At 56.8% G+C, this 12,307-nt stretch carries 8 protein-coding genes; 7 read left to right on the forward strand and 1 reads right to left on the reverse strand.

The genetic code is table 11. The features are described 5' to 3' along the window. From pabB to AB5Y92_RS09640, 3 genes are all read left to right on the forward strand, one after another. A partial coding sequence (gene pabB / locus AB5Y92_RS09630; RefSeq protein WP_368226641.1) for an aminodeoxychorismate synthase component I occupies positions 1-724 on the forward strand: 724 nt, incomplete at its 5' end. A 42-nt stretch (positions 725-766) separates the two neighbouring features. Next, entirely contained in the window at positions 767-1,333 is a 567-nt protein-coding gene (locus AB5Y92_RS09635; protein ID WP_005351753.1) for a CoA pyrophosphatase, read from the forward strand. Between the two features lie 216 nt (positions 1,334-1,549). Further along, positions 1,550-2,848, forward strand: coding sequence for a serine/threonine transporter (locus tag AB5Y92_RS09640; RefSeq protein WP_005351750.1), 1,299 nt, complete (start codon positions 1,550-1,552; stop codon positions 2,846-2,848). Positions 2,849-3,406: 558 nt separating this feature from the next. Here AB5Y92_RS09640 and sstT read toward each other — a convergent pair. After that, a complete protein-coding gene (sstT, locus tag AB5Y92_RS09645; RefSeq protein ID WP_158110031.1) occupies positions 3,407-4,657 on the reverse strand; it encodes a serine/threonine transporter SstT in 1,251 nt (416 codons plus the stop codon). 355 nt (positions 4,658-5,012) lie between these two features. On the opposite strand from sstT, the gene AB5Y92_RS09650 reads away from it, so the two are divergent. The 4 genes from AB5Y92_RS09650 (at position 5,013) to AB5Y92_RS09665 (ending at position 12,268) form a co-directional block, all read left to right on the forward strand. After that, entirely contained in the window at positions 5,013-6,926 is a 1,914-nt protein-coding gene (locus AB5Y92_RS09650) for an ATP-dependent DNA helicase RecQ (RefSeq protein WP_368226643.1), read from the forward strand. A 594-nt stretch (positions 6,927-7,520) separates the two neighbouring features. Then, positions 7,521-9,443, forward strand: coding sequence for a PrkA family serine protein kinase (locus AB5Y92_RS09655; protein WP_005333223.1), 1,923 nt, complete (start codon positions 7,521-7,523; stop codon positions 9,441-9,443). Positions 9,444-9,466: 23 nt separating this feature from the next. Continuing rightward, a complete protein-coding gene (locus tag AB5Y92_RS09660; protein WP_021230168.1) occupies positions 9,467-10,738 on the forward strand; it encodes a YeaH/YhbH family protein in 1,272 nt (423 codons plus the stop codon). 9 nt (positions 10,739-10,747) lie between these two features. Beyond that, positions 10,748-12,268, forward strand: coding sequence for a SpoVR family protein (locus AB5Y92_RS09665; protein ID WP_019445117.1), 1,521 nt, complete (start codon positions 10,748-10,750; stop codon positions 12,266-12,268). Positions 12,269-12,307: the final 39 nt, after the last annotated feature.

Here is a 12,307-nt window from a genome sequence, read left to right on the forward strand (position 1 = left end):
GACCCAGCGTTTCAGCGCCCCCTATCAGGGTGATGAGTGGCAGGCCTACTGCCTGCTGGCCACCGCCAACAAGGCCCCCTTCTCAGCCTTTATCCGTCTGCCGGAGAGCGCGCTGCTGAGCCTCTCCCCCGAGCGCTTCCTGCTGCTTGATGGCCGTCATATCGAAACCAAACCCATCAAGGGCACTCGCCCTCGCCACCCCGATCCGGCCATCGATCGGCAAGTCGCGCAGGAGCTGGCGCAGGCGGACAAGGACAGATCAGAGAATCTGATGATCGTTGATCTGCTGCGCAACGATATCGGTCGGGTCAGCCGGCCTGGCTCGGTCAGCGTGCCTCATCTCTTTGCTGTGGAGTCGTTTCCGGCGGTACATCATCTGGTCTCCACCATCCACGGTGAGCTGGATGCACGCTGGCAAGGAGTCGATCTGCTGCGGGCCTGTTTTCCGGGTGGCTCCATCACAGGCGCCCCCAAGATCCGCGCCATGGAGATCATCGAAGAGCTGGAGCCCCAGCGCCGCAATGCCTATTGCGGCAGCATCGGCTATCTCAGCCAGCATGGTCGGATGGATACCAGCATCTGCATTCGCACTTTGATCGCCGAAGCGGGTCGTCTGCACTGCTGGGCCGGTGGGGGTATCATCGCTGACTCCGACGCCGACAGCGAATATCAGGAGACCTATGACAAGGTCGCCCGCATCCTGCCGCCGCTGTCGGCGCTGTAACCCTCCCCACTGTCTGGCCAACGCACAGGAGAGCTCCCCGCCATGGATCGCCACGAACTGCTGACCCGCTTCCAGTTGCAGCGACCCGCCCCGGCCCATCGCCTCGCCATCGGCGGGCTCAGTCCGGCGGCGGTGTTGATCCCGGTGGTGATGCGCGACGAGGGGCTCAGCGTGTTATTGACCCGGCGCAGCCCACGGCTGCGTCATCATGGGGGGCAGATCAGCTTTCCCGGCGGGCGACAGGATCCCGGCGACGAAAACCTCATTGCCACGGCGCTGCGAGAGACCGAAGAGGAGCTCGGCATTCCGGCCCGGCTGATTGAAGTGATCGGCACCCTCAACCCGCTCAATACGGTGTCACGATTCGAGGTGCTGCCTGTGCTGGGGCTGCTCGATGGCAACTATCCCCTCATTCTGAGTCCGGATGAAGTGGATCACGCCTTCGAAGTGCCGCTGACCCATCTGCTGGATCGGCGCAACCACATCCCCCTGACCCTTTCCAGAGGGGGGAAAGCGCACACCATCTACTGGATCCCCTGGCAACAGCACTTTATCTGGGGGGCCACCGCCAGCATGATCAACCAGCTAGCCCAGCATCTCGCAAAATAACAATTTACCTACATTTGGCTGGGCGAGATTTAATCATTAACACTAAAATAACGTGCCAATTGATAAACAATAATTGAATTTTTCTTGTTTTGATCACATTTCCATAAGAAAGTGCGGTTTTTCGTGCCGTAAAGATGAATTTGATCAACATTTTTGATTAGAAAAACCGTATCCTTGCGCCGACTTAATAAGAACCACACATTCGGGGTGAGATAGATGTCAAACACAGTCACTGGCACGCAGGGAGTTGCGGCGTCAACAGAGCAAGGGATCCGCTCTACTCAAACCACTCGTTGGGAAAAACGCGACTCTACCTGGGTCATCAGTCTGTTCGGTACCGCAGTTGGCGCGGGGATCCTGTTCCTGCCGATCAACGCGGGTATGGGCGGTTTCTGGCCGCTGGTCGTCATGGCGCTGCTGGTAGGTCCCATGACCTATCTGGCACACCGTGGTCTGGCCCGCTTCGTGCTCTCCTCCAAAAAGCCAAACGCAGACATCACCGAAGTGGTGGAAGAACACTTTGGCGTGGGTGCCGGTAAATTAATCACCCTGCTCTACTTCTTCGCCATCTACCCCATCGTGCTGATCTACGGCGTGGGCATCACCAACACCGTGGAAAGCTTTATGGTCAACCAGCTGCAGATGAGTGCCCCGCCGCGCTGGATCCTCTCCATCGTGCTGATCATGGGCATGATGTCGGTGATGCTGGCCGGTGAAAAGCTGATGCTGAAAGTGACCGAGCTGCTGGTTTATCCGTTGATCGCCATTCTGGCCGGTATCTCTTTGTACCTGATCCCGGACTGGACCGGTGCCGCGCTGGAGCAGGTGCCCTCTGCCAAGGATTTCGCCACTACCCTGTGGCTGACCATCCCGGTACTGGTCTTCTCCTTCAACCACAGCCCGGCCATCTCCAGCTTCTCTCTGGCCCAGCGCCGCGACCACGGTGATCAAGCTGTCGAGAAAGCCGATGCCATCCTCAAGCGTACCGCCATGGTGCTGCTGGGCTTCGTGATGTTCTTCGTCTTCTCTTGCGTCATGAGCCTGACACCGGCCCAGCTGGCGGAAGCCAAGGCCCAGAACATCGCCGTGCTCTCCTATCTGGCCAACCAGCATGCCAGCCCCATCATCTCTTACTTCGGTCCGTTGGTTGCGTTCGTAGCCATCGTATCCTCCTTCTTCGGCCACTATCTGGGTGCCCGTGAAGGTCTGAAAGGGATGATCGTGCAGAACATGCGCAAGTCAGGCAAAGAGCCGAACGCCAAGAAAGTCGAGATGTTCATCATCGCCTTCTTCATCCTGACCCTGTGGGGCACTGCCATTGCCAACCCTTCCATCCTGGGCATGATTGAATCCTTGGGCGGCCCGATCATCGCTACCATCCTGTTCATCATGCCGATGTACGCCATCAAGCGCGTACCGGCCATGGCGAAATATCAGGGCCATATCAGCAACGTATTTGTCGCTGTGATGGGGATGATCGCCATCTCCGCCATCCTCTATCAGCTGGTCGGTTAATCCCCCACCTGCCACTGATAGCAAAAAGCCAGCCGAACACTCGGCTGGCTTTTTTATCTCTGCAATCTGTGCCTCCGCGATTCCCCTGCTCTCTCCTTATTACTCTCCTCACCTTGTTGGATATCTGCATGCTCACAAGCACCATGACTGAGCACATCGGGCATCAACATGACTAACCCCTCATACCCGCAGCTCAATATCGCCAACACGTTTACTCCCCCTCACCAAACCATGATGGCGTGTCTGATAGGACGAGTTGGGTTCATCTGCCGCAGCCAGCCACCTCCATTCTTCTGTGATGCTGTGATTGTCTTGAAGATCTGGGGTAAGCCATAGCAACCGGCTGTTAGCAGAACAGACAAAGATGTGTAACGCACAACAGAAGGAGGAAGCACGACTCAAAGGGATAAAGATAAGGCAGCGCCCTGGACAAGGGCGACAGAATGTCCGGCACATCAGCCAATGAGATTGATCAAGGAGGAAAAGAGAGCAAAGCCAACAATAAAAAGCGCCCTCCGAAGAGGGCGCAAGTGTGTTGCGAAACTGAGCGTTACGAGATCAGGCTTCGCGGCTCGGTATCGGAGCCACATCCAGCAAGGTTTCATCTTCGGCCATGCAAGCTGCGGCAGTGAACAGCACGTCGGTGGAGCTGTTAAGGGCTGTCTCGGCAGAATCCTGAAGTACGCCGATGATAAAGCCGACAGCCACCACCTGCATGGCGATGTCGTTGCTGATACCAAACAGGCTGCACGCCAGCGGGATCAGCAGCAAGGAGCCACCGGCGACACCGGACGCGCCACAGGCACTGACGGTGGCAACCACGGAAAGCAGCACGGCCGTTGCCATGTCCACTTCCATCCCCAGGGTATGTACCGCCGCCATGGCGAGCACAGTGATGGTGATGGCCGCACCGGCCATATTGATGGTGGCACCCAGCGGGATGGAGACCGCGTAGGTATCTTTGGGCAGGCGCAGTTTTTCACACAGCGCCATGTTGACCGGGATGTTGGCGGCAGAGCTGCGAGTAAAGAAGGCTGTCACGCCGCTCTCTTTGAGGCAGGTAAGCACCAGCGGATAAGGGTTGCGCTTGATCTTCCAGAAGACGATCAACGGGTTGACCACGAAGGCGATAAACAGCATGCAGCCGATCAGCACCACCAGCAGTTGGGCATAGCCAAACAGGGCGTCAAAGCCGGTCTCTGCCAGCGTGGAGGCAACCAGACCCAGGATCCCGAGCGGGGCACAGCGGATCACCGCTTTCACGATGGCGGAGACACCGTGAGACAGGTCAGTGATCAGCGCCTTGGTGCTCTCGTTGGCATGGCGCATGGCGATACCCAGACCGATGGCCCACGCCAGGATCCCGATATAGTTGGCATCCATCAGCGCCTTGACCGGGTTGGTCACCACGTTGAACAGCAGGGTCTGCAGCACCTCGGTGATCCCGCCTGGTGGGGTGATCTCGGCAGTATTGGCCACCAGATGGAGGTTGGAGGGAAACAGGAAGCTGGCAATCACCGCGACCACGGCCGCAGAGAAGGTACCAAACAGATAGAGCAGCAGGATCGGTCGCATATTGGTCTTCTGACCCTGCTTGTGACCAATGATGGCCGCCATCACCAGTACGAATACCAGCAGCGGGGCTACCGCTTTCAGTGCGCCAACGAACAGACTGCCGAGCAGACCAGCCGTTTTCGCCCACTCGGGGGCAAACATCGCCAGCAAGATACCGAATACCAGACCAACCAGGATCTGGCTGACCAGACTGGTGCTATTGACCAGCCGAAGGAGGGGGTGTTGTTGTGTCATCAAAAAAGTCCCTAAGCACCGTAGTGCATGAATCATGAGTCCTGTCTGCAACCACTCATCGGGAGACCCCTGTCGCCCGGATGTGGTGTCTGTGGCCAGCCTTCTGTCGGGCCGATCCGCCAGTCACCGGATTGCATGTCGGAATATCCCATTCGCCATCTTTTTTTTCCAGAGACTCACCAAAAAATATCCCGTTTCCATCACAAAAAACCGCAACAAAACCTTAACCACAGCGCAACCACCCATTTTTGTACGTTTTATCGACACTCTCTGCCCTTACCCTCACGACCATTCCTGTGTCATCCATGACCGGAATCGCTGTGCTATCATCCCCCATTTGCCGTGGAGCCTTGCCATGATCACATCCCTGCTCAACCAATATTTTGGTTTCTCCGCACTCAGGCCAGGTCAGGAGGCGGTGATCAGCCGGGTGCTGGCAGGTCAGAGTGCCGCCGCCATCTTTCCCACCGGCTCCGGCAAGTCACTCTGTTATCAACTGCCTGCCCTCGCCCTGCCTCACCTGACCCTGGTTATATCGCCGCTGCTGGCGCTGATGCACGATCAACTCGCCTTCCTTAAAAGCAAGGGAATAAGCGCCGCGACCCTCGACTCGAGCCAGAGCCCGGAGGAGAGCCGACAAGTGATGCAGCAGGCGCTGGATGGCCAGCTCAAGATCCTGATGATCTCGGTGGAGCGACTCAAGAACGAGCGCTTTCGCCGCTTTATCCAGCAAGTGCCGCTCTCGCTGCTGGTCGTCGATGAGGCGCACTGTATCTCGGAGTGGGGCCACAACTTTCGCCCCGACTACCTCAAGCTGCCGAGCTATCGCCATGACCTGAAGATCCCGCAGGTGTTGCTGCTGACGGCCACCGCCACACCGGCGGTGATTCAGGATATGCAGACCAAATTCGGCATCGCGCCGGAGGGGGTCGTGGTCACCGGTTTCTATCGCCCCAATCTTGATCTGGCAGTCATTCCCCTGTCGCCCGACGCGCGGGATAGCTGGCTCGCACAGGAGCTGGCCAACGATCCGGCGGCCCCCACCATCGTCTACGTCACCTTGCAACACACCGCAGAAGCCTGTGCCGAGCAACTCATGAGAGAAGGGATCAACGCCCGCGCCTATCATGCCGGACTCGACTCGGCGCTGCGCAGTCAGATCCAGCACGATTTCATGGCGGGCAAGGTGGACTGCATCGTCGCCACCATCGCCTTTGGCATGGGGATCGACAAAGCGGATATCCGGCGGGTCATTCACTACGATCTGCCCAAGTCCATTGAAAACTACAGCCAGGAGATTGGCCGCGCCGGACGGGATGGCCAGCCATCGCGCTGTATCGTGCTGGCCAACCAGAGCCAGCTACCGGTGCTGGAGAACTTCGTCTACGGCGATACGCCGGATTTGAGTGCCATCCTCCAGCTGCTTGCCATCATCAAGCAGAGCGGGAGCGAGTGGGAATTCACCCTGCTGCGCCTCTCCAACGACACCAATATCCGCCAGTTGCCCCTTAAAACCCTGCTGGTCTATCTGGAGATGGCAGGCATCATCACTCCGGCCTATAGCTATTACGCCGACTACCGCTTCAAATTTGTGCTGGATAAAGGCGAGATAGTGAGCCGCTTCAATCCGGATCGCCGCCAGTTTCTGGAGCAACTGTTCGCCTGCGCCCCGCAAGCGCGCAGCTGGTGCACCATGGACTTTGACGCCCTCTGGCAGGGCTATCAGGGAGAGCGACAGCGGGCGGTTGCGGCGCTCGACTACCTGCAGCAGCAAGGCTGGATCGAGCTTGAAAGCAAACAGATGACCGAGGTCTACCGGATCACCCGTCAGGGGTGGGACAACGAGCAGGAAGCAAATGCCCTGCATGCCCTGTTCCTGCAAAAAGAGCAGAGCGAGCTGGCCAGACTGCAAGCCATGCTCGACTTTTTCACCTCAAGTGAGTGCCTGAGCCACCGCCTCGCCCGCTATTTTGCCGATGAGGTGGCGCCGGTTCATTGTGGCCACTGTTCGGTTTGTCGCGGCGAGGTGGCGCATCTCCCACCCCTGCCCTCACTGACCATGCCAAACGAGGCGGGGATCCGCGCCTGGTGCGATCCGCTGATTGCCAAGACAGGTTCCGTGGATGCGCGTGTTCTGGCCCGCTTCTTGTGCGGTATCGCCACACCGTTGACCAGCCGGGTCAAGGCCAAATCGCTGGCGGGCGCAGGCCAATTGGCCGCCCACCCGTTTGCCCGCGTCCTGGCGGCAGTGCAACAAGCCTACCCTTGATAGATGAGTGCTGGTGGCTTCAATAGCCACCAGCAGAAACAAGCGTTTACAGACGCAGAAAAAGAAGACCCTCGCGGTTGCGAGGGTCAAGCCAACGGAAACGTGCTTAAACAGAGCTTGGTGAGGCAACAGTCAACTCTCTTGCTAAAGCATCTTGCTGCTCACACATCGCCAATCTAGGGCACTCAAAATGTAGCGTCAATGTAAAAATTAGAGCCAAAACTCCAAATAATGTAATTTACGTTGACGTTCACGTAATGACATTCTCATCCATAACCCCGCCAACCCGCAGCCCCATTGCCTTTCGTCAAACCCCTTAATCTTTTCGCAATAAGTCCCCTCTTTCCCATAAACATTTATTTTTTATGTCTTTGACATTTACCTCACTATCGTGGCAAAAATAATTTAACAGTCAGTAACATAGCGGTGTTGTTGACTGACCCTCCCCGCACAAGGATCGGGCAGGTTTCTTCAGAATTTAACCTATCAACCGTGATGGATTACTGGAGTCTGTTGACTAGGCTTTAAAAGCGCACAACACAAAAGCAGTCATCCACTTTTTTCAGGGTAAGCGACTATAACGAGGGCAAAGTTATGGGCATATTCGAGCATTACCAACAGCGATATGAAAAAGCGAGAGAAGAGGAATATACCATCCAGGAGTTCCTAGATATGTGTAAGCAGGACAAAGCCTGCTACGCCTCCGCAGCCGAACGTCTGCTGACCGCCATTGGTGAGCCGGAGATGGTAGACACCTCAGCCAACCCCAGACTGAGCCGACTCTTCTCCAACCGCGTCGTGGCACGCTATCCCGCCTTCAAGGATTTCTACGGGATGGAAGAGGCCATCGAACAGATCGTCTCCTACCTCAAACACTCCGCCCAGGGGCTGGAGGAGAAGAAACAGATCCTCTATCTGCTGGGCCCCGTTGGCGGCGGTAAATCCTCGCTGGCAGAGAAACTCAAATCCCTGATGCAGAAGGTGCCCATCTATCGCATCAAGGGCTCACCAGTCAATGATCACCCCTTCTGCCTGTTCGATATCGAAGAGGATGGGGAGATCCTAGAGAAAGAGTACGGCATCCCGCGCCGTTACCTGCGTCCCATCATGTCCCCCTGGGTGGCCAAACGCCTGCACGAGTTTGGCGGCGACATCACCAAGTTCAAGGTGGAGAAGGTCAACCCCTCCATCCTCGATCAGATTGCCATCGCCAAAACGGAACCGGGCGATGACAACAACCAGGACATCTCCTCACTGGTCGGCAAGGTCGACATCCGCATGCTGGAGCATTTCGCCCAGGATGACGCCGATGCCTACTCCTACTCAGGTGCGCTGTGTAAAGCGAACCAGGGGGTTATGGAGTTTGTGGAGATGTTCAAGGCGCCTATCAAGGTACTGCACCCGCTGCTGACAGCAACTCAGGAGGGTAACTACAACGGTACCGAAGGGCTCTCAGCCCTCCCCTTTGACGGCATCTTGCTCGCTCACTCCAACGAATCCGAGTGGCAGCAGTTCCGCAACAACAAGAACAACGAGGCCTTCCTCGACCGGGTCTACATCGTCAAGGTGCCTTACTGCCTGCGCGTCTCCGAAGAGGTGAAGATCTACGAGAAACTGCTGATCAACAGCGAATTGACCGAGGCCAAATGCGCCCCGGGCACCCTCGAACTGTTAGGCCAATTCTCGGTACTGTCACGGCTGAAAGAGCCGGAAAACTCCAGCATCTACTCCAAGATGCGGGTCTATGATGGCGAAAGCCTGAAGGATACCGATCCCAAAGCGAAGAGCTATCAGGAGTATCGCGACTACGCCGGTGTGGACGAAGGGATGAATGGTCTCTCTACCCGCTTTGCGTTCAAGATCCTCTCCCGCGTCTTCAACTTCGACCACGCGGAAGTAGCCGCCAACCCGGTGCACCTCTTCTATGTGCTGGAGCAACAGATCGAGCGCGAGCAGTTCCCGCAAGAGCTGCACGATCGCTACCTTGAGTTCATCAAGGGCTATCTGACCCCGCGCTATGTGGAGTTCATCGGCAAGGAGATCCAGACTGCCTATCTCGAGTCCTACTCCGAGTACGGTCAGAATATCTTCGATCGCTACGTCACCTACGCCGACTTCTGGATCCAGGATCAGGAGTACCGTGACCCCGAAACCGGCCAGCTGTTTGACAGAGCGTCTCTCAACAGCGAGCTGGAGAAGATTGAAAAACCCGCCGGGATCAGCAACCCGAAAGATTTCCGCAACGAAATCGTCAACTTCGTGCTGCGTGCCCGGGCCAACAATGCAGGCCGTAACCCCAACTGGACCAGTTACGAGAAGCTGCGCACCGTGATCGAGAAGAAGATGTTCTCCAACACGGAAGAGCTGCTGCCGGTTATCTCCTTCAACAGCAAAACCTCGGCCGAGGAGCAGAAGAAGCACGATAACTTTGTCGAACGGATGATGGAGAAAGGCTACACCCGTAAACAGGTGCGACTGCTCTCCGAATGGTATCTCAGGGTACGCAAGTCATCCTGACCCTGACTGTTCAAGGGGGAGTTATGGCGCATTTTATCGACCGCAGGCTCAACGGCAAAAACAAAAGCGCTGTCAATCGGCAGCGCTTCATCCGCCGCTACAAGAAGCAGATAAAACAAGCGGTCTCGGATGCTGTCTCCAAGCGCAGCATTCAGGACGTAGACAAGGGCGAGAGCATCAGCATCCCGACCAAGGATATCGGCGAGCCCCATTTTCATCAGGGGCACGGTGGTAAACGGGAGATGGTGCATCCCGGCAATGACCAGTTCGTCTCCGGCGACAAGATTGACCGTCCCAAAGGAGGAGGTGGTGGACAGGGTTCCGGCGAGGGACAAGCATCCAATCAGGGTGAAGGGGCCGATGATTTCGTGTTCCAGATCTCCAAGGATGAGTATCTCGATCTGCTGTTTGAAGATCTGGAGCTGCCCAGGCTGCAGAAAACCCAGCTCAATCAGCTGATGGAGGTGAAAACCTATCGGGCGGGCTACACCTCAAACGGGGTGCCCGCCAACATCAACGTGGTGCGTTCCCTTCAAAATTCGCTGGCGCGGCGCATGGCGCTGCAAGCGGGCAAGAAACGCCAACTGCACGAACTGGAAGAGCGGCTGGCTCTGCTGGCCACCGATCCCAACGAGCACTTTGCCGAAATCGCCCTGCTCGAGAAGGAGATCAGGGAGCTGAAACGGCGGATCGATGCGGTGCCGTTTATCGACACCTTCGATCTCAAGTTCAACAACTTCGTCAAACGGCCCGTCCCCTCAAGCCAGGCGGTGATGTTCTGCCTGATGGACGTCTCGGGCTCCATGGATCAGGCCACCAAGGAGATGGCCAAGCGTTTCTATATCCTGCTCTATCTGTTCCTGAGCCGGACTTACAAGAACGTAGAAGTGGTCTATATCCGCCACCATACCCAGGCCAAGGAGGTGGACGAGCACGAGTTCTTCTACTCCCAGGAGACAGGCGGCACGATTGTCTCCAGCGCCCTCAAGATGATGAATGACATCATCAATGAGCGTTACCCGGCGAACCAGTGGAACATCTATGCGGCGCAGGCATCGGATGGTGACAACTGGGCTGATGACTCACCGCAGTGCAGGGAGATCCTGGCGCGGGACATCATGCCAAGGGTGCGCTACTACTCCTACATCGAGATCACTACCCGTGCCCACCAGACCCTGTGGCACGAATATGAGTCGGTAGCCAGCCAGTTCCCCCACTTTGCGATGGAGCACATTCGCAAGGTCGAGGATATCTATCCGGTGTTCCGCGAGCTGTTCAAAAAACAAGCGGCGTGAGGAGGTCACATGATCGAAACTGAAAAACGTGTAGCGCCACTGGATGACGGACCAGACTGGAACTTCGATCTGCTGGAGACCTATCACCAGGAGATCGCCCGGGTCGCCCGTTTCTACAAGCTGGATACCTACCCCAACCAGATCGAGGTGATCACCGCCGAGCAGATGATGGATGCCTACTCCAGCGTTGGCATGCCCATCGGCTACCAGCACTGGTCGTTCGGCAAGCGCTTTATCCATACCGAACGCAACTACAAGCGCGGCCAGATGGGGCTGGCCTACGAGATCGTCATCAACTCCGATCCCTGCATCGCCTATCTGATGGAGGAGAACACCATGCCGATGCAGGCGCTGGTGATGGCCCACGCCTGCTACGGTCACAACTCCTTCTTCAAGAACAACTACCTGTTCAAGGCCTGGACCGATGCCTCCTCCATCATTGACTACCTGCTGTTCGCCAAGAACTACATCACCCAGTGCGAAGAGAAGCATGGCATCGAGGCGGTGGAACAGCTGCTCGACTCCTGCCATGCCCTGATGAACTTCGGGGTGGATCGCTACAAGCGTCCCCAGAAGATCTCGATGGCTGAGGAGAAGCGGCGTCAGAAGGCGCGGGAAGATTATCTGCAGACTCAGGTCAACGAGCTGTGGCGAACCCTGCCCAAGCAGCATAAAGCCGCTGGCGTGGAGGACAGGCGCTACCCCGCAGAGCCCCAGGAGAACATTCTCTACTTTATCGAGAAGAATGCACCCTTGCTGGAGCCCTGGCAGCGGGAAGTGGTGCGTATCGTGCGCAAAATCAGCCAATATTTCTATCCGCAAAAGCAGACTCAGGTGATGAACGAGGGGTGGGCCACCTTCTGGCACTACACCATCCTCAACCACCTCTATGACGAGGGCAAGCTGAGCGATCGCTTCATGATGGAGGTGCTGCACAGCCACACCAACGTGGTCTATCAACCGGCCTACAACAGCCGCTACTACTCGGGGATCAACCCCTATGCGCTGGGGTTTGCCATGTTTACTGACCTGCGCCGTATCTGCGAGAACCCGACCGAGGAAGACAGATACTGGTTCCCCGACTATGCCGGCAGCAACTGGGTCGAAACCCTCCACTTTGCCATGCAGAACTTCAAGGACGAGAGCTTTATCAGCCAGTTCCTCAGTCCCAAAGTGATGCGGGATATGAAGCTGTTCGCCATTGATGACGACGATCTGAAGAACTATCTGAAGGTCTCCGCTATCCACAATGACGAGGGGTACCGTCAGGTGCGCAATACCCTGTCGGCCCAATACAACCTCAGCAATCTGGAACCCAATATTCAGGTCTACAACGTGGCCGTGAAGGGGGATCGATCCCTCACCCTGCGCTATGTGCCCCACAACCGCATCCCCCTTGGCGACTCTCGCCATGAGGTGCTCAAACACCTGCATCAACTGTGGGGATTCGACGTGGTGCTGGAGCAGGATAACGGCGAGCTGCCACCCGATATTATCGGCCGCTGCCCGGAGCGCAAACCGGGTATCTAAGCTTACCACCTCGCAAATGGCCCACTTCAGTGGGCCGTT

It is taken from the genome of Aeromonas sp. R1-1, assembly GCF_040908495.1.
Taxonomy (GTDB): Bacteria; Pseudomonadota; Gammaproteobacteria; order Enterobacterales; family Aeromonadaceae; genus Aeromonas; species Aeromonas veronii.